Below are 18,679 nucleotides of genomic sequence, written 5' to 3' on the forward strand. Positions count from 1 at the left end.
TGTGTCACAAGCGTGCTCAGAGGCACGTCCGTGACACAAGGAGATGCACAAGCGTGCGCCTGGGGGAGGTGACCGGCGCCGCGGACCCAGGGGCGGCGGTCTCAGCGGGGCGGCACAACGCGCACCTCGGGCTTCGGCGCCGGCGGTCCCAGGCGCACCAGGTCTTCGACCCGACCCATGAAGCTGCCCGGCCGCCGGTAGAGCGTCCATGGCGTCACCCCCAGCACGCGCAGCCCCACCCCGACCATGGCGCCGTCCTTCTCGACGGTGGTGGCCCAGCGGTCGCCTCCGCGGTCGTCGATGCCCTGGTGGAACTGCCGCGAGTGCACCTGCAGCACCAGCCCCAGCGCCTCGACGAAGCCGTCCGGGCAGCCCAGGAAGTGTCCGGTCGGCACGTGCACGAGCCCGACGTTGGTCTGCAGCGCGGGCAGATCAGGACGACTGTCCCACACCTGTCGCAGGGCAGCCTCCGGGCGCGACCACGCCCCGTCCCGGAAGGCGTCGAGCCCGCGCCGGGCCGCCGCCACCTCCGCCTGCGGCCGGTGCCAGAGCTCGAGATCGAGCTCGTGAGGTGTGGCGAGCCCGCGCTGGAGCACGGCGATCGAGAGCCTCTCCAGGTCCTCCCCCGAGACTCGCTCCCGGGCGGCCGCCTCCGCGACGGACCGGCAGGGGCTCGTGAGGGCGACCACCCCCAGCCGCTTGGCGGCGGGCACCGGGCGCGAGGTGCGGACGACCTCCAGGTCGCCGTGACGCCGCGCCCGCGCGGACTCCGGCACCAGGAAGAAGGCCCGCTCGATGCCCGGGACCCGGAGCCCCCACTGCCGCAGCGCCATCCGTCCGGTCAGCACCGCACGCTCGCCCGCCCAGAGCGCCGCGGCGGCCAGCAGGGTGTCCTCGTCCAGGGGTCCTCGGTGCGGTGCGACGACCCGGGGGTATGCCGTCTGCCACGTCGTCGAGCGTCGGTGCCGGATCTGCGCCGTGCTCCACCCGGCCTCCTGCAGCTGGGCGTGGGTCGCCAACCCGCGTTGTCCGGGGAGGGAGGGAAAGGGGGGCTCGGGCGACGGCATACACCCAGGGTGGCGCGAAACGCGCCTGCCCCGCTGCAGCCCTGTGGACAACGACGCCTGTGCGTCAGGTCGTGCGGTTCCTTGTGACACGAGCGTGCCTGGCGCAACGCCTGTGTCACCAGGTCGTGCACCACGAAACGCACGAGAGTGCGACGCGTGCCCGTCTCCGAGGGAAGGGGCCCGAGGGAGGCGCCACCGGTGGGACGTCCCCCGGCTGCGCGTGGGGGAGGGGACGGCATACCGTGGGCGCAGCATCGTGACCAGCCGTGAGAGAGGGACCGCAGCATGCCGCAGACCGTGAAGGGTGTCATCGCCCGCAGCAAGGGGGCCGACGTCGAGGTGGTGGACGTGGTCGTCCCCGACCCCGGGCCGGGCGAGGCCGTGGTGAAGGTCGACGCGTGCGGCGTGTGCCACACCGACCTGCACTACCGCGAGGGCGGGGTCAACGACGAGTTCCCGTTCCTGCTCGGGCACGAGGCTGCGGGGACGGTCGAGGCGGTCGGCGAGGGGGTCACCGAGGTGGAGCCGGGTGACTTCGTCATCCTCAACTGGCGCGCGGTCTGCGGTCAGTGCCGGGCGTGCGCCAAGGGCAAGCCGTGGTACTGCTTCGCCACCCACAACGCCAGCCAGAAGATGACCCTCGCCGAGGGTGACGAGATGGCCGGCACCGAGCTCTCCCCGGCCCTGGGCATCGGGGCCTTCATCGAGAAGACGCTGGTGCACGCCGGTCAGTGCACCAAGGTCGACCGGGAGGCCTCCGCCGTGGCGGCCGGGCTCCTGGGCTGCGGCGTCATGGCCGGCTTCGGTGCTGCCGTCAACACCGGCGCCGTGACCCGGGGCGACTCGGTCGCGGTCATCGGCTGCGGCGGGGTCGGGGACGCGGCGATCGCCGGCGCCTCGCTCGCCGGGGCCACGACGGTGATCGCCGTCGACGTCGACGACCGCAAGCTGGAGACGGTCAAGACGTTCGGCGCGACGCACACCGTCAACAGCACGGAGACCGACCCGGTCGAGGCGATCCAGGCCCTCACCGACGGCAACGGCGCCGACGTCGTGGTCGAGGCGGTCGGCCGGCCCGAGACCTACAAGCAGGCGTTCTACGCCCGCGACCTGGCCGGCACCGTGGTGCTCGTCGGCGTCCCCACCCCGGAGATGGAGGTCACGCTGCCGCTCATCGACGTGTTCGGCCGCGGTGGTGCGCTGAAGTCGAGCTGGTACGGCGACTGCCTGCCCAGCCGCGACTTCCCCATGCTCATCGACCTCTACCGCCAGGGGCGCTTCGACCTCGACGCGTTCGTCACCGAGACCATCGGCATCGGCGACGTCGAGTCTGCCTTCACCAAGATGCACGGCGGCGACGTGCTCCGCTCGGTCGTGGTCCTCGACGAGGGCGCCGCCGCGGGCGCGGAGGTGGGCGCATGAGCGCGCGCATCGACCACGCGACCACCAGCGGCACGTTCGAGCTCGACGGCGGCTCCTGGGACGTCGACAACAACGTCTGGGTGCTCGGCGACGACACCGAGTGCGTCGTCATCGACGCACCGCACGACGCAGACGCGATCGCCGAGGTCGTCGGGGACCGGCAGGTGCGCGCCATCCTGCTCACCCACGCGCACAGCGACCACGTCGACGCCGCGCTGGACCTCAAGGAGCGCACCGGCGCGCCGCTGCTCCTGCACCCGGGCGAGGCCCCGGTGTGGGAGCTCACCCACCCCGAGGCGCGCTGGGACCAGGACCTGGCCGACGGCCAGCGCATCGAGGTCGCGGGCGTGACGATCGAGGTGCTGCACACGCCTGGGCACGCGCCCGGAGCCTGCTGCTTCTACCTCGCCGACCTCGGCGTCGTCTTCTCCGGCGACACCCTCTTCCAGGGTGGTCCGGGCGCCACCGGCCGGTCGTTCAGCGACTTCGACGTCATCGTCGAGTCGATCACCGACCGGCTGCTGACCCTGCCCGAGGACACCGTGGTCCACACCGGCCACGGCGACACCACGACGATCGGCGAGGAGAAGCCGCACCGCCAGGAGTGGATCGACCGGGGGGAGTGAGCAGCACCGGAGTAGGCTGCGCCCCATGACCTCCCGCGGCGACCGGCTGCCCCTCATCGGGGTGCTGCTGCCGCTGCTGGCGGTCGTCGTGCTGCTCTCGGCCGCCACGACGCCCGACCACCTGCTGGTCGCGCTCGCCGCGGCCGCGGTGGTCGCGCTGGCGGCCGACCGGGGAGCACTCCCGCTGCGGGCCCAGGTCGTCTCCGTGCAGCACCACAACGAGGTATGCCGCGGCGCCGGCGTGCGCTCCAGCGACCCGGACCGCTCCGGCTGGGTCCGGCCGCGGGCACCCGGGCGGGGCTGACCCGGCTCCGCGACCCGGTCAGGACTGACCGTCGGCAGGAGCCGGGATGACCACCAGCCCCTGCCCACGGCATACCTCAGCGGTGTGCCCGCGCCCTCCGGAGACCCGCGTGTTCGCCTTCCTCGACCCCCTGCTCATCCACGTCCACGACCTGCTCGCCTCGCTCGACGCCTGGGTGCCGCCCGCCATCGTCATCATCGCGCTCACCCTCGCGGTGCGGCTCGCGCTGCACCCCATGAACCGTGGCCTCGCCCACGGCACCGTCCGCCGCCGCGACCTGCAGCCGCGCATCGCGGAGCTGCGGTCCGAGCACGGGGAGGACCCCCGCGCCCTGCAGCAGGCGATCCTCGACCTGCACCGCGAGGAGGGGGTCTCACCGCTCCCGGGCTGCCTGCCGATCCTCATCCAGATCCCCATCTTCTCGATGGTGTACCGACTGTTCACCGCCCCCGAGATCCACGGCCAGCACAACGAGCTGCTCGACCACACCTTCCTCGGGGTGGGCCTGTCCGAGCACCTCCTGACCGCCGGCGCGGGGGACCGCTGGGTCTTCCTGGTGCTCATCGGTCTCACCCTCGTCGTCGCGGCCTTCGCGGCCCGGCAGATGCGGCGGCACATGGCGCAGGACCGCGAGCGCTCGGCCGCGCTCGACCCCGGCGCCCGCGAGCGGCTCACCGACGCGCAGCGGGCGATGCAGGACTCGATGGAGCAGATGACCAAGGTGCTGCCGCTGATGTCGTTCCTCACCGTGCTGGCGGTGGTGTCGCTGCCGCTCGCGGCGGGCCTCTACCTCGTGACCAGCGCGGTATGGGGTCTCCTCGAGCGGGCGAGCCTGCGCCGCATCAGCGCGGTGCCACCCGCCCCCGCGGGCTAGGACTGCCCTAGGCTGGCGCGATGGACCAGCCGCGACAGCGCCGGTGGCGGCACGCGCCGAGGAGCGTCACCGTGATGCTGACCCTGGGCCTGGTGGTCTGCGCGGTGGCCCTGGCCGTCGTGGCGGGTGGTGGGTTGCTCTCGGGATGGGAGTTCTGGTCCGTCCTCCTCACCGTCGCCATGACGTTCAACGTCGTGATGATGGCGTTGCTGCTCTGGAGCTTCCACGCCCGCTACACCGAGGCCGACGGGCACCGGCTCCGCCACCACGAGCCGGTGGCGCGCTCGAAGTCGTTCGACCTGCCGTGGAGTCGGGTCGCGGACCTCCGGATGCGGGGAGGCGTGCTGAACCAGATGGCCTGGGTCGTCGCCGACGACGGCACGGAGTACCCCCAGGCCAGCCTCCCACCTCGCGAGTTCGCCGAGCTCCAGGAGTGGTGGCTCACCCACCGGGGCGACGGGCGGCCCGCCGACACGCTGCCGCCTTCCGCGACGTAGCCCACCGCCCGGCCACCTCGGAGGCCTACGCGTCTGGCTGGTTCAGCCAGCCGTGACGATCTCGGTGAGCGCGCCGACGAGGGCGTCGTCGAGCCGGGCCGAGCGCAGCTCGTCGGCGACCCGTGCGGGGCCGCCGCCGCCCTCGGCCAGGCCGCGCTGCAGCACCACCCAGGCGCGTTCCTTGGCCGCGTGCTCGACCTGCGCCGCGTCGAGCAGCGCGAAGCACTCGCCGAGCACGTCGGGCGCGCCCGGGTCGGGCAGCTCCACCGAGACCTGCTCGCCCACGGGCACGTCGCGCAGGGTGTGCACCTCGTCCGACCCGGCGAGGCGCACGCTCCAGGTGCGGGTGGCCGGCAGCACGCCGAGGTCGCCCTCGCCCGGGCCGACGACGAGCCGGCGACCGGCGTCGTCCCAGCGCAGGGGTGTGCGCGCGAGCAGGCGCGTGGCCTCGGGGCCGTCGTCGTCCTCGACGAGCAGGTGCCTGCCGTCGGCGCCGGGGAACACCACGAGCTCCAGGTGCTCGGGCAGGTCGACCCCGTTGACCGGCTCGCCCCCGGTGAGCGGCAGCACCGTGCCGACCCGCGCGAAGACCGCGGTGCTGCCCAGGTCGCGGTATGCCGTGAGCTCGCGACCGTGCTCGCCCGCGTCGTAGCGACGGCCCGTCTCGAGGTCGGACCACTGGCCCGGCGGTAGCCAGACCGGGGTCGCCGACAGCTCGACGCCGGGCAGGCGCGGGGTCACCGCGGGCGCGCAGAGCAGGTCCTCGCCGAAGAAGAAGGTGGCGCGGTGGGCATACGCCTCCGGGCGCCCGGGGTGGCGGTGGTAGACCGGCTCGACCAGCGAGATGCCCTCGACGGCGGCCCGCTCGGCCATCGTCGCGAGGTAGGGCAGCAGCCGGTGCCGAAGCCGTAGGGCCTCGCCCATGAGCCGCTCGCCCTCGGGCCCGAAGCGCCACGGCTCCTTGCCCTGGAAGGGGCTGGCGCTCGCGTGCAGCCGGTTGACCGGCGACCAGACCCCGAGCTGCACCCAGCGCACCGCCAGCTCGACGTCCTTGGCGCCGGCCCAGTGCCCGCCGATGTCGTGGCTCCACCAGCCGTAGCCGATGTTGGCCGCGCTCGCGGTGAACTCGGGCTGGAAGGCCAGCGACTCCCAGCTGATGAGCGAGTCGCCGGAGAAGCCGATGGGCGTGCGGTGCGAGCCGGGCCCGGCATACCGCGAGAAGACCAGCGGCCGCAGCCCGTCCGCCGCCTGCTGGGCGAAGTGGCGCTCGTTGAGCAGCCACAGCGGGTCGAGCCCGGGGAGCGCGGTGTGCGTGCCCTGCTGCCAGTCGATCCACCAGAAGTCGACGCCCTGCTCCGCGAGCGGGCCTGCGACGTGGGTGAAGAAGGCCTGCCAGAACCGCTCGGAGGTGGGGTCGAACTCGACCGGCTCGCCGCTCGCGGGGTCGATGCCCATGGCCCGGGCCATCGCCGGGTAGGCATCCTCGTGCCGCCGGACCCCGTCGGCCGGGTGGTCGTTGAGGGTGACCTTGAGCCCGCGCCGGTGCAGGTCGTCGAGGAAGGCCTGCGGGTCGGGGAAGAGCTCGCGGTTCCAGGTGTAGCCCGTCCAGCCGCTGCCGATCTGCGGGTCGACGTCCACGAGGTGCCAGTCCATGTCGATGACCGCGACCGAGAAGGGCAGCCGGTCGGCGGCGAACCGGTCCAGCAGCGCGGCGTACTCGTCGGCGGAGTAGGGGTGGTAGCGGCTCCACCAGTTGCCGAGGACGAAGCGCGGCACCCGCGGGACCGGCCCGGTCAGCGCGTGGAAGTCGCGCAGCGCGCCGCGGAAGTCCAGCCCGTGGGTGAAGACGTAGAGGTCGACGGCGCCCGGCTCGCGCGGGGTCAGGTCGGTGAGCTCAGGACCGGTGCGCACCAGGGAGCGCGAGTCGTCGAGCACGCCCAGCCCGCTGCGGGACAGGATCGAGGGCTCCAGCGGGACCGGCCCGTCGGCGTCGTCGAGGGTGCGCGTCGTGCCCGGCAGCGGTGCGTCCACGGGCTCCCCGAAGCGCCAGGTGGAGTGGTATGACGTGAGCCCGCCGCGCGCCTGCACGCTCAGCCCCGCGGCGGAGGGGTCGGCGCCGTCGTAGCGGACCTCGAAGCCGTCGCTGACCGCCCGGACCCCGCCGCGCCACGGCTCGACCTGCAGGGGCAGCTCCCCGCGGTCGGCGCCCCACAGGTCGCGGTCGACCACCACCTGGGTGGGGTCGTCGGTGAAGGTGCCGCTCGGGGACCACTCGATCCGCAGCAGGTGCGGGGTGAGGGCGGTGAGACGGCAGCGGTCGTTCTGGTGCACGATCGGCATGCCGCAACCCTAGGGGGCACGACCGGCAGGCCTCCGCAGAGCCTGCGCCGCTCCTCGTCCGGGCCCCTCGTCCGGGACAGGCCCGTCCCTCGGTCCCCGCCCGGTCAGCTGCTCGCGGCCGCGCCTCCGGCGGCGACGGCCGCCGCTGCCGCCGCTGCCGCCGCGGTCGCCGCCTGGATCGCCTCGGACACCGCGCTCGCGGCCCACCGCCCGCGGGCGACCTCCTTGGCCCGCCGCCGCAGCTCGCGAAGGGGGATGCCGTCGCGCGCCTCCGCGGGCAGGGCGTGCTGGAGGGCGTTGGTGGCGTGCAGCAGGGCCACGAGCGAGCCGGTGCGCCCGTCCGGCTCCTGCCGCCCGGTGAGGACCGCGAGCAGCTCGGCCCGCAGCCGGTCGCGCCGCAGCGGGTCGACGACCCGCCAGCGCGACCACCACCGCACCCCGAGGGCCCGGGCCTGCTCCTCCTGCATGACCTCGGCCCGGCTCAGCCGCTCCAGCGCCCGGCCCGGCAGCCCGCGGCCGATCCGCGCGAGGACGTCCTTGGGCTTCTTCCCGGCCCGCTCGGCGAACCGGCCGAGGGCCTCGTCGAGCAGCTCGTCGCCGGTGGGGGAGGCGTCGACGACGGTGATGCGGCCGCCGTCCAGACTGATCCGCTCCGCCAGGGCCAGCTCGCACAGCAGCGCCCCGGCCACGGCGAGCTCGGCGCGGCCGACCTTGTCGAAGCCGTCGTCGGCGCGGGTGACGAGCAGGAACTCCTCGGCGATGAGCATGGCTCGACGCTACCCATGCCCGCCGCCGCGCGCGTCGTCTCCAGGACGGAGATCGGACTCCGACCACGGGCGGAGGGGGACGGCGCCGCGGCGGGGAGGCACGGCATACCCGGTCCGACCCGTAACCTTGACTGTTGTGACCCTGCACCTGTTCGACACCGCCACCCGCGAGCTGCGGCCGTTCGTGCCGCTGGACCCGGACGGCCGGAGCGTCGGCATCTACATCTGCGGGCTCACCACCCAGGGCAGCCCCCACATCGGGCACGTGCGCTTCGCCGTCGCCTTCGACGTCCTGCGGCGGTGGCTGGAGCGCGGGCACGGCTACGACGTCACCCTCGTGCGCAACGTCACCGACATCGACGACAAGATCCTCACCAAGGCCGCGGACGCGGGCCGGCCGTGGTGGGCCTGGTCCTACCGGCACGAGCAGGAGACCAGCCGGGCGCTCGACCTGCTCGGGGTCCTGCCGGCGACCTACGAGCCGCGGGCGACGGGGCACGTCACCGAGCAGGTCGAGCTCGTCGAGACCCTCGTCGAGAAGGGCCACGCGTATGCCGCGCACGACGGCTCGGGCGACGTCTACTTCGACGTGCGGTCCTGGCCGGACTACGGCTCGCTCACCCGGCAGCGGCTCGAGGACATGGAGCCGGCCGGCGACGCCGACCCGCGCGGCAAGCGCGACCCCCGGGACTTCGCGCTGTGGAAGGGGCACAAGGAGGGCGAGCCGGAGACGGCGAGCTGGCCGACGCCGTGGGGCCGTGGCCGCCCGGGGTGGCACCTGGAGTGCTCGGCGATGGCGCGCAAGTACCTCGGTGACGCCTTCGACATCCACGGCGGCGGCGTCGACCTGCGCTTCCCGCACCACGAGAACGAGCAGGCCCAGTCGCACGCCGCCGGGCTCGACTTCACCAACTTCTGGCTGCACAACGCCTGGGTCACGGTCAAGGGCGCCAAGATGGGCAAGTCGCTCGGCAACGCGCTCGCGGTCACCGAGCTGACGAGGACCGTGCGGCCGCTGGTGCTGCGCTTCTACCTCGGGGCGGTGCACTACCGCTCCGTCATCGAGTATGCCGAGGGCTCGCTCACCGAGGCCGCCGCCTCGGTGGAGCGCATCGAGGGCTTCCTGGGGCGGGCGCTCGAGGAGCTCGGCGTCGCGGCCGCGGAGGTGGTGGCGCAGTCGCGGGCGCTCCCCGTGGACGAGGCCTTCCCCGAGGCGTTCCGGGCCGCGCTGGACGACGACGTCAACGTCTCCGAGGGCCTGGCCGTCGTCTTCGGGGCGATCCGGGAGGGCAACCGGTCGCTGGAGAGCGGCACCGGTGGTGACGCCGTCTCCGGCGGTGCGCTGCGGCATACCGTCCTGCAGGTGGTGGCCATGCTCGACGTGCTCGGCGCCAACCCCCTGGACGAGCGCTGGGGCGGCGGCCCGGGCGAGGACGACCAGGCCGGCGAGGTGCTCGCCGCGCTGGTGCAGGACCGGCTCGACGCGCGGGCACGAGCCCGGGCGGACAAGGACTTCGCGACCGCGGACGCCATCCGCGACCAGCTGACCGCGCTCGGCGTGGTCATCGAGGACACACCGGCCGGGGCCCGCTGGGCCCTGCGCTGAGGAGGAACAGACATGGCAGGCAACCAGCGACGCCGCGCGGCGCGCACGACCAACAAGAAGGGCGCCGTCGTCGGCTCCGGCGGGCAGCGGCGCAAGCAGCTCAAGGGCAAGGGCCCCACGCCCCGCGCGGCGGACCGCGTGGGGCACCCGGCGGCGCGCCGGGCCGGCCGCTCCGACGCCGCGGGCGAGAAGGCCGGCGGGCGTCCGGGGGGTTCGCGCGGTGGCCAGGGCGGCCGGCGCGGCGGGGCCAAGGGCTCGACCGAGCTCGTCGCCGGGCGCAACAGCGTCCTCGAGGCTTTGCGGACCGGGGTGCCGGGGACGGCCCTGCACGTCGGGTCCCGGATGGAGTCCGACGACCGGGTCCGGGAGAGCATCACGCTGGCCACCGAGGCGGGCATCGCGGTCATGGAGTCGCCGCGGGGCGAGCTCGACCGGATGACCGACGGGGCCGTGCACCAGGGCCTGGTCCTCGCGGTGCCGCCGTACGACTACGCGCACCCCGAGGACCTCATGAGCCAGCAGCTGCCGGGCGTCCCGCTCGTCGTGGCGCTGGACGGGATCACCGACCCGCGCAACCTCGGCGCGATCGTCCGCTCGGCGGGAGCCTTCGGCGCGCACGGCGTCGTCGTCCCGGCCCGGCGCTCGGCCGGTCTGACCGCCGCCGCGTGGAAGACCTCGGCCGGGGCCGCCGCCCGCGTCCCCGTCGCGCAGGCGACGAACCTCACCCGGGCGCTGGAGGCCTACCGCAAGGCGGGGTTCTTCGTCATCGGTCTCGACGCCGACGGCGACGTGCAGCTGCCGGGTCTGGAGCTCGCCGACCAGCCGCTCGTCGTGGTCGTCGGGTCCGAGGGCAAGGGGCTCTCGCGGCTGGTCCGGGAGACGTGCGACCAGATCGTCTCGATCCCCATGGCGGCGGTCACCGAGTCGCTCAACGCCGGCATCGCGACGGCGGTCACGCTCTACGAGATCGCCCGCGCCCGCACCCGCTGAGCCGCCGGGGCCAGGCCGGTCCTCGTCGCGCTCGGCCGGGTGGCCTCCGGAGCCGCTATCGTCCTGCTGTGACGAGATCGCCCGTCGGGGCCACCACCTGGGCGGTCGTCCGCCTCGCCTCGGCGGCCCTCATCCTGGCCGCCGTCCTCGCCCAGGCGCGGGTGACCATCGGGGGCGCGGCGGACGCGGGCCGCGACCTCGAGCTCACGACCATCAACTTCTTCAGCTTCTTCACCATCCTGTCCAACGTCGGGTCGGTCGTCGTCCTGACCTGGGCGGGGGTGTGGCTGCTGCGGGCGGGTGACCGCGGGTCGCGCCGGGAGCCGCCCGCCCTCGCGGTCGCGCTCGCGTGCGTGACGTCATACATGCTGGTCACCGGGGTGGTCTACAACACCCTGCTGCGCGGTATCGAGCTGCCGCAGGGCACGACGGTCGCCTGGTCGAACGAGGTCCTGCACGTCGTGGGCCCGGTGCTGCTCGCGCTGGACGTGGTCCTCGCGCCGGGGCGCCGTGGGCTGCCCTGGCGGGCGGTCGGGAGCGTCCTGGTCGTGCCGGTCGTCTGGGTCGCCTACACCCTCGTCCGCGGTCCGCTCGTGCCCAACCCGGTGACCGGAGCCGACCACTGGTACCCCTACCCGTTCCTCGACCCGGAGAACCCTGCGCTCACGCCCCCGGGGTATGCCGGGGTGTCGCTCTACGTCGTCGGGATCGCCCTGGTCATCGGTGCGGTGGCGACCGGCGTGGTCGCGGTGGGGCGGGCGCGCGGCCGGTCAGCGCGAGCGGGGCGGCATACCTGAGCGGGTCGTGACCTGCGCGCCGCCGACCTGAGGTCACGGACCCGGGTCCGCACGCGTGCGCTCACTCCGCGAGCTGTGCCCGGATCGGGATCTCCTCGGTGTCGACACCGAGGATCGAGATCTCGTCGGGCTTCTGCGGCAGCACCGTCGCGACGTAGTCCTGGACGGCCTCCACGAGGTCGACGTCGTGCTGGACGCGCTCGGAGAGGTACCACCGGTGCTCGAGGATCTCGTGGAAGAGCTCGGCGGGCTCCAGCTTGCTGCGCAGCTCGCGCGGCACCGTCCGGGTGACGGGCTCGTAGACCCGGGACAGCCAGTCGTGCGCGACGAGCTCCTCGTCGTCCTCCAGCCGGTCGGTCGCCGCGCGGTAGGAGTCCAGGTCGTTGAGCAACCGGCGTGACTGGTTCTCCTCGACGTCCAGGCCGGTGAGCCGCATGAGCCGCCGGGAGGCGTGGCCGGCGTCGACGACCTTGGGCTGGATGCGGATGTAGGCGCCGTCGATGTCGGTGGTCATCTCCAGCTCGTCGACGTCGAAGCCCAGGTTGTTGAGGCGACGCATGCGCTCGTCCACCCGCCACCGGTCGCCGCGCTCGAAGCGCTCCTCGCCGGTCAGCTCGTTCCACAGCAGGTCGTAGCGGTGCATGATGCGGTTGGCGATCTCGATGGGGTCCTCGCCCTCGTCCAGGGCGCCGGCCGCCTCGAGGTCCATGAGCTCGCCGGCGATGTTGCCGTGGGCGACGAAGAGGTCGTGCTCGCGCTGACCGGGGGAGAGCTGGGGGTGCAGCTCCGCGGTCTCGGCGTCGACGAGGTAGGCCGCGAAGTCTCCCGCGTCGCGGCGGAAGAGCGTGTTGGACAGCGAGACGTCACCCCAGAAGCAGCCGGCCAGGTGCAGCCGCACGAGCAGGACGGCGAGGGCGTCGAGGGTGCGCCGGGCCGTGTCGGGGCGCATCCGCTGGCTGAAGACTGCGCGGTAGGGGAGGGAGAACTTCAGGTGCCGGGTGACCAGGCAGGCGTCCAGCGGCTCGCCGTCGGCGTCGGTGCGCCCGGACACCACGGCCAGCGGCTCGACGGTCGGCAGGTCGAGGCGACGCAGGTTGCGCAGGGTCTGGAACTCCCGTCGGGCCAGCGGCTCGGAGATCTCCTTGACGGCGATGACCGCCCCCTGGAACCTCACGAAGCGCACCACGTGGCGGGAGATGCCCCGGGGGAGCGCGGCCAGGTGCTTCTCCGGCCACTCCTCCAGCGGCACCCCCCACGGGAGGTCGAGCATCGCCGGGTCCAGCTTGATGGCGCTGATGTCGAGCGGCATACCGCCCAGCGTAGGCCCGTCCTGGCTCCCCCGCACCGGGCGTCGCGAGTGGTTGCTCTGGTTCCCACCGGGCGTCGTGAATGGTTGCTCTGGTTCCCACCGGGCGTCGTGAGTGGTTGCTCTGGTTCCCACCGGGCGTCGTGAGTGGTTGCTCTGGTCCGCACCGGGCGTCGTGAGTGGTTGCTGACGTCGCTCCAGGCCGCGCACACCGTCACTCGGCGCGTGGCAGGAGCGGGAGCCTGCGGAACTCTCCCTCCCACCTGACCCAGCCGGTGAAGGGCCGCGACAGCGCTCTGGACCGGGCGGCGTTGATGCGCTGGGCCACGACCTCCGGGGTGTGCATGGCCTCCTCGGTCATCCAGCGCGCGACCTCCAGCCCCAGCCGCTCGATGCGTCCTTGGCGAACCGCCTCGGCCGCCAGGACGGACCGGGCCACCTGCTCACCGGTCTCCGCCGTCGCTCCCAGTCGGTACTTGCCCTGACCGTCGCACTCCGTGGCCACCTGCTCGTGGTCCAGGAGGCCGTCGAGGCGGGCGACGAAACGGAACTGCTCGTCATACAGCTCGACCTGGGGGATGGGCTGCGCAAGCTCGGCGAGGTGGATGACGCCGGCGGAGTATGCCTCGCCCCAGCTCTCGCGACGCCTGTCCAGCAGGTCGATGACCTGGAGCGCCCTGGGTCGGCCGACCCAGCGCCGCTGGGTGTCGAGGACGGCCCGGACCTCCCGGGCCGTGACCGTCGACGCGCGCACCGCCTCGTCGAGCATGGCCAGAGCGTGCGGGAGGCGTCGTGTGCGCAGGATGTCGGCGCAGGTCTGGGCGATCGTGGTCGTGCGCATCCCGTCCACGGTCGTGACGGGGACGTCGATCGTGTCCGTGTGGTGGATCGTCACACCTGGGAGCCGCCGCGAGCTCGGTGCGTCCTCGACGCGCACGAGCTCCACGTCGGCGTGCGGGGAGACGACCAGCGGCAGGTCGTGCACCACCCCTCCGCTCGCATGGCTGGCGACGCACCCGGGGTGATCGAGCAGGGCCTCCCCTAGCCGTTGCAGGTGGTGCCGCCGCGTGAGCTCCCAGCGCTCCCCGTCGGGCAGGGCGACTCCGGCCGCGGCATACCAGCCGCGGCGCAGGCGCACGACCCGACCGCTGCCGACGAGGCGACGCAGCTGCTGACGCGAGAGGCCGAGACCCAGCGCATCGGCATACCGGAACGGGGTCAGGGGGAGGTCGGTGAGCGTCGCCATCCGGTCACGTTGAGGGCGTCGGCACTCCGTTCGCCAGGGACGCGCGACGATCTGTGGACGGGCGCGGGCAGCCACGGACGATGTGGACAGCGTGGCCAACCATTGGCGACGCTCGGTGGGGTCCTGGGCAACCATGCGCGGCGCTCGGTGGGGTGGTGGGTAACCATTGGCGGCGCTCGGTGGGAAAGGGCGGGGCGCTCCCGGACGCGGCGAGGCCGCCTGCCCCGGAGGGGACAGGCGGCCTCGGTATGCCGTGCGCTCAGCCCGGCGACGCTCGCGGGGGCCTCAACCCAGCGGCGACTCGGCGCGGGCGGCGTCAGCCGCTGATGCGCTCGCCGGACTCGGCGTTGAAGAGGTGCACGTGGTCGCCCTTGGGGGTGAAGTGCACGATCTCGCCCTTCTTCGGCGGGGTGCGGCCGTCGACGCGGGCGATGAACGGCTTGTCCGTCGCCCCGGCGCCGGGCAGCTCGCCGTAGATGTAGGCGTCCGCGCCGAGCTCCTCGACGACGTCGATCTCGATCGGCAGGCCGCGGCCGGAGTCGGACAGGTCGACGTCCTCCGGGCGAACCCCGAGGACCAGCTCGGAGCCGGCCTTGGCGAGCACGTCGCGCTCCACCGGGTGGACGTAGTCACCGAGCTTGATGCCGCCGTCGGCGACCGGCACGGTCATGAGGTTCATGGCCGGGGAGCCGATGAAGCCGGCGACGAAGACGTTGTTCGGGTGGTCGTACATGTGCCGCGGGCTGTCGCACTGCTGCAGGATGCCGTCCTTGAGGACCGCCACGCGGTCACCCATCGTCATGGCCTCGACCTGGTCGTGGGTGACGTAGACGGTGGTGACGCCGAGGCGGCGCTGCAGCGAGGCGATCTGCGTGCGCGTCTGCACCCGCAGCTTGGCGTCGAGGTTCGACAGCGGCTCGTCCATGAGGAAGACCTGCGGCTGGCGCACGATGGCGCGGCCCATGGCGACACGCTGACGCTGGCCACCGGAGAGCGCCTTCGGCTTGCGCTCGAGGTAGGCCTCCAGGTCGAGGATCTTGGCGGCCTCCTCGACACGCTCACGGATCTCGCTCTTGGACTTGCCGGCGATCTTGAGCGCGAAGCCCATGTTGTCGGCCACCGTCATGTGCGGGTAGAGCGCGTAGTTCTGGAAGACCATCGCGACGTCGCGGTCCTTGGGCGGCATGTGGGTGACGTCCCGGTCGCCGATGAGGATGCGGCCGCCGTTGACCTCCTCCAGACCCGCGAGCATGCGCAGGGAGGTCGACTTGCCGCAGCCCGAGGGGCCGACGAGGACGAGGAACTCGCCGTCGGCGATCTCGATCTCGAGCTCGTCGACGGAGGGGTTGTCCGCCCCCGGGTAGATGCGTGTGGCCTTGTCGTAGGTCACCGTTGCCATGATGCAGCTCCTTCACCGGCAGGTACGTGCCGGACGATCCGTTGTAAAGGACGGACCCGGCGCCGGTCGACGCTGGGTCATCGCCGGGCGGCGAGGGTGGCGGTGGTATGCCGTCAGAGGCGCCGTTGCCGGTGACGCGCGTCACGTTAGCAGATCGTGACCAAGGCATCTCGTGCAAGTTCTTGCAAAGTCGGGGTGGGTACTTGCATACTTGCGGCATCGGTCGACGACCACCCACCTCGGGCGGACGCCGAACCGCGGCATCGTCGCCGCTCCTCGAGCAGCGCCGGGCCGGTGACCTCACCACTGTTCGAAGGAGAACCATGAAGCGCACCACCGGTGCTGTAGCCATCACGAGCGCGGCGGCGCTGCTGCTGTCCGCCTGCGGCGGCGACTCCGGCGAGGAGACCGCCGACCAGGGCTCCTCCGCCGAGGAGACCGCCGCCGAGGACGACGCGGCCGCCGAGGACGAGGAGGCCGCCGACGAGGAGGCCGCGGGTGACGAGGCCGCCTCCACCGAGGCCCCCGTCCGCGACGAGAACGCCGAGCTCGTCATCTGGTCCGACGACGTCCGCGCCCCCATCCTCACCGAGTGGGCCGAGCAGTTCGGCGAGGAGTACGGCATCACCACCCAGGTCCAGGTCGCGACCGACGTGCGCCAGCAGTTCAAGGACGCCGCCAACGTCGACCAGGGCCCGGACATCGTCGTCGGCGCCCACGACTGGCTGGGCGAGTTCGTCCAGAACGGCATCGTCGAGCCCGTCCAGATGTCGTCCGACACCCAGGCCCTCTTCACCGAGGACTCGCTCGAGGCGACGAAGTACGACGGCCAGATCTACGGCGTGCCCTACGCCACCGAGTCGCTCGGCCTCATCCGCAACACCGCCCTCGCCCCCGACGCACCGGCCTCCATGGAGGACCTGGCCGCGACCGGTCAGGAGCTCGTGGACGCCGGAGACGCCGACCAGGCCTTCGTCACCCCGGTGAGCAACGTCGGCGACGCCTACCACGCCTACCCCTACCTTTCCGCCTACGGCGGGGGCATCTTCGGCACCAACTCCGACGGTGGCTGGGACCCGGACAACGTCATCGTCGGCTCGCCGGAGTCCATCGAGGGTGGCGAGAAGATCGCCTGGATGGCCGAGGAGGGTCTGCTCAACGTCAACGTCGACTTCCCGACCATGGAGTCGCTCTTCGCCGAGGGTCGCACCCCCTACATGGTGGCCGGCCCGTGGGCGATCCCCAACGTCGAGGGCGCCGAGATCGACTACGCGATCGACCCGATCCCGGACTTCGAGGACGGCGGCGTGACCGTGCCGTTCCTGGGCGTCCAGATGTTCTACGTCGCCTCCGGCGCGAAGAACCCGACCCTGGCGCAGGAGTTCGTCAACACCTACGTCACCACCGAGGACATGCAGCTGGCGCTCTTCGAGGCCGGTCAGCGTCCCCCGGCCCTGCAGTCGGCGCTGGACACCGTCTCGGCGGACGACGCGGACATCAAGGCCTGGTCGGCTGCCGGTGAGGGTGCCTCGCCGATGCCGAACATCCCCGCGATGAACGCCGTCTGGGCCCCGCTGGGCCAGGCCACCTCCGACATCGTCGGTGGCTCCGACCCCGCCGAGCGCCTCGAGGCCGCTCAGGAGGAGATCGTCTCCAACATCGGCCGCTGAGCCGATCCTCATCCCTCGACCCGGCGGCGCGGACGCTGTCCCGCCGCCGGGCCGAGGCCCCCAGCACGACCCCCAACGCCACGCCCCAGAGCACCCCAGACGGCCGACGGCCTGAGTCAGAGAGGGACGACGATGTCCGAGACACGGAGCAGCGAGGTGGATGCCGCGCTGCACAACCTCGAACCGACCGGTGAGCGCCTCGAGTTCAGCTCGCGCACCCCGCTCTGGGTGCAGGTCGTCAAGTGGGGGCTGATCCTCCTCACGCTCGCCGTCCTGGGCTGGATGGCCCAGCAGGTCATCGAGGCCGGCTACTGGCTCATGGTCTCGCTCATCGGCTTCATCGCGCTGTGCGTCATCGCGGTCTACGCCACCAAGCGCGCCATCCCGGCGAAGTACCTCTTCCCCGGCGTCCTGCTCATGCTGCTGCTGCAGATCTGGCCGCTCCTCTACACGGTGCAGATCTCCTTCACCAACTTCGGCGACGGCCACATCAGCAGCAAGGAGGAGGCCGTCGCCTCGATCGTGTCGAACTCGGTGCGCGAGGTCGAGGGCAGCACCCGGTATGCCCTGAACATCGCCGTCCCGGAGGGCACCGACGTCGCCACCGGTGACCTGGCCTACCTGCTGACCGACGCCGACGGGGCGTACTACGTCGGCACCATCGACGGCCTGGAGGAGCTGCCGGCCGACGGGGTCGAGGCCGGCCCGACGGGGCGTATCATCTCGGCGCCCGGCTGGACCACGCTGACCCCGCAGGAGGTCAACGACCGATCCGACGACCTCGCCGACTTCGGGGTGCCGGTCTTCGACGACGCGGGGGAGCAGACCGCCGGCATCCGGCAGGTCGGCCTGTCCGAGGCCTTCATCGGGACCCCGACGCGGGTCTACGACGAGGAGGCCGACACCATCACCGACACCGTGACCGGCACGGTCTACGTCGCCGAGGACGCCAACTTCGTCCCGGAGAACGGCGAGGGCGCGGCCCTGCCCCAGGGGTGGCGCGAGTTCGTCGGGTTCGAGAACTACACCAACGCCTTCACCAACGCCACGCTGCGCGAGGGCCTGACCAAGGTCTTCGTCTGGAACGTCTTCTTCGCGGCGTTCACCGTCGTGGCGACCTTCCTGCTCGGCATGGCGATCGCGCTGCTCATGAATGACGAGCGGCTCAGGGGCAAGGGGATCTACCGCTCGATCCTCATCCTCCCCTACGCCCTCCCGATCTACGTCACAGCACTGGTGTGGGCGTCGATGTTCAACCAAGACTTCGGCCTCATCAACAACCTCTTCGGGCTGGACATCAACTGGCTCGGCAGCGCCTGGTGGGCGCGCGTCGCGGTGCTCATCACGAACCTGTGGCTGGGCTTCCCCTACTGGTTCATCGTCTGCACCGGCGCGCTGCAGGCCATCCCCAGCGACGTCAAGGAAGCGGCGGCCATCGACGGTGCCGGGGCCTTCGCGACCGTCCGGCGGGTCATCATGCCGCTGCTGCTGGTGGCGGTCGGGCCGCTGATGATCGCGTCCTTCGCCTTCAACTTCAACAACTTCGGGCTCATCTGGCTGCTCACCGAGGGCGGGCCGTTCGTCGGCGGGCAGAGCTCGATCGGCTCCACCGACCTGCTCATCACCCTGGCCTACCGGCTGGCCCTCGGCGGGGCCGCTCCCAACTTCGGCTTCGCCTCGGCCATCTCGGTCATCATCTTCTTCATGGTGGCCGTCATCAGCTACTTCGGCTTCACCCGTACCGCGGCGCTCGAGGACGTGAACTGAC

General features: G+C 72.5%; 16 protein-coding genes. 10 read left to right on the plus strand and 6 right to left on the minus strand.

All coding sequences use genetic code 11. The features are described 5' to 3' along the window. Positions 1-101: 101 nt before the first annotated feature. Complete coding sequence (locus Q0967_RS16080) at positions 102-1,067, minus strand: hypothetical protein (RefSeq protein WP_299451057.1); 966 nt, start codon at positions 1,065-1,067, stop codon at positions 102-104. Between the two features lie 285 nt (positions 1,068-1,352). On the opposite strand from Q0967_RS16080, the gene Q0967_RS16085 reads away from it, so the two are divergent. Genes Q0967_RS16085 through Q0967_RS16105 form a run of 5 tightly spaced genes read left to right on the plus strand, consistent with a single transcriptional unit; the run spans position 1,353 to position 4,790 of the window. Continuing rightward, positions 1,353-2,489, plus strand: a complete 1,137-nt coding sequence (locus tag Q0967_RS16085) for an S-(hydroxymethyl)mycothiol dehydrogenase (RefSeq protein WP_299451059.1) — start codon at positions 1,353-1,355, stop codon at positions 2,487-2,489. Beyond that, positions 2,486-3,115 (plus strand): MBL fold metallo-hydrolase, encoded by a 630-nt coding sequence (locus Q0967_RS16090; RefSeq protein WP_299451062.1) that lies wholly within the window; start codon positions 2,486-2,488, stop codon positions 3,113-3,115. The genes Q0967_RS16085 and Q0967_RS16090 overlap by 4 nt, the downstream gene beginning before the upstream one ends. Positions 3,116-3,140: 25 nt before the next feature. Beyond that, the gene (locus Q0967_RS16095; protein ID WP_298752516.1) at positions 3,141-3,419 is read left to right on the plus strand and encodes a hypothetical protein; all 279 of its coding nucleotides are present in this window, start codon (positions 3,141-3,143) and stop codon (positions 3,417-3,419) included. Between the two features lie 46 nt (positions 3,420-3,465). After that, a complete protein-coding gene (locus Q0967_RS16100) occupies positions 3,466-4,293 on the plus strand; it encodes a YidC/Oxa1 family membrane protein insertase (RefSeq protein ID WP_299451065.1) in 828 nt (275 codons plus the stop codon). 20 nt (positions 4,294-4,313) lie between these two features. Beyond that, complete coding sequence (locus Q0967_RS16105; RefSeq protein ID WP_299451068.1) at positions 4,314-4,790, plus strand: hypothetical protein; 477 nt, start codon at positions 4,314-4,316, stop codon at positions 4,788-4,790. 42 nt (positions 4,791-4,832) lie between these two features. Here Q0967_RS16105 and Q0967_RS16110 read toward each other — a convergent pair whose 3' ends face one another. Together Q0967_RS16110 and Q0967_RS16115 are read right to left on the minus strand one after the other, a co-directional pair. Next, positions 4,833-7,130: a TIM-barrel domain-containing protein gene (locus Q0967_RS16110; RefSeq protein ID WP_299451071.1), complete on the minus strand. Its 2,298-nt coding sequence runs from the start codon at positions 7,128-7,130 to the stop codon at positions 4,833-4,835. 104 nt (positions 7,131-7,234) lie between these two features. After that, complete coding sequence (locus Q0967_RS16115) at positions 7,235-7,897, minus strand: GPP34 family phosphoprotein (protein ID WP_299451074.1); 663 nt, start codon at positions 7,895-7,897, stop codon at positions 7,235-7,237. A 136-nt stretch (positions 7,898-8,033) separates the two neighbouring features. On the opposite strand from Q0967_RS16115, the gene cysS reads away from it, so the two are divergent. From cysS to Q0967_RS16130, 3 genes are all read left to right on the plus strand, one after another. Beyond that, positions 8,034-9,503: a cysteine--tRNA ligase gene (gene cysS / locus Q0967_RS16120; protein WP_299451077.1), complete on the plus strand. Its 1,470-nt coding sequence runs from the start codon at positions 8,034-8,036 to the stop codon at positions 9,501-9,503. Positions 9,504-9,515: 12 nt separating this feature from the next. Next, positions 9,516-10,493, plus strand: coding sequence for a 23S rRNA (guanosine(2251)-2'-O)-methyltransferase RlmB (gene rlmB, locus Q0967_RS16125; RefSeq protein WP_298752530.1), 978 nt, complete (start codon positions 9,516-9,518; stop codon positions 10,491-10,493). 68 nt (positions 10,494-10,561) lie between these two features. After that, a complete protein-coding gene (locus Q0967_RS16130; RefSeq protein ID WP_299451081.1) occupies positions 10,562-11,290 on the plus strand; it encodes a Pr6Pr family membrane protein in 729 nt (242 codons plus the stop codon). Between the two features lie 61 nt (positions 11,291-11,351). Here the strand turns inward: Q0967_RS16130 and Q0967_RS16135 are convergent, their stop codons facing one another. From Q0967_RS16135 to Q0967_RS16145, 3 genes are all read right to left on the minus strand, one after another. Beyond that, complete coding sequence (locus tag Q0967_RS16135) at positions 11,352-12,599, minus strand: DUF4032 domain-containing protein (RefSeq protein WP_299451084.1); 1,248 nt, start codon at positions 12,597-12,599, stop codon at positions 11,352-11,354. A 211-nt stretch (positions 12,600-12,810) separates the two neighbouring features. Further along, positions 12,811-13,842 (minus strand): type IV toxin-antitoxin system AbiEi family antitoxin domain-containing protein, encoded by a 1,032-nt coding sequence (locus tag Q0967_RS16140; protein ID WP_299451087.1) that lies wholly within the window; start codon positions 13,840-13,842, stop codon positions 12,811-12,813. A 316-nt stretch (positions 13,843-14,158) separates the two neighbouring features. Then, on the minus strand, positions 14,159-15,241 hold the full coding sequence (locus tag Q0967_RS16145; RefSeq protein WP_299451090.1) for an ABC transporter ATP-binding protein: 1,083 nt from the start codon (positions 15,239-15,241) through the stop codon (positions 14,159-14,161). Between the two features lie 323 nt (positions 15,242-15,564). Between Q0967_RS16145 and Q0967_RS16150 the strand changes: the two genes are divergently transcribed. Both Q0967_RS16150 and Q0967_RS16155 read left to right on the plus strand, forming a co-directional pair. After that, positions 15,565-16,911: a maltose ABC transporter substrate-binding protein gene (locus tag Q0967_RS16150; RefSeq protein ID WP_299451093.1), complete on the plus strand. Its 1,347-nt coding sequence runs from the start codon at positions 15,565-15,567 to the stop codon at positions 16,909-16,911. 132 nt (positions 16,912-17,043) lie between these two features. Further along, complete coding sequence (locus Q0967_RS16155) at positions 17,044-18,678, plus strand: ABC transporter permease subunit (RefSeq protein WP_299451096.1); 1,635 nt, start codon at positions 17,044-17,046, stop codon at positions 18,676-18,678. The last annotated feature ends 1 nt before the right edge of the window (position 18,679 follow it).

It is taken from the genome of uncultured Serinicoccus sp. (assembly GCF_947500995.1).
Lineage (GTDB): Bacteria > Actinomycetota > Actinomycetes > Actinomycetales > Dermatophilaceae > Ornithinicoccus.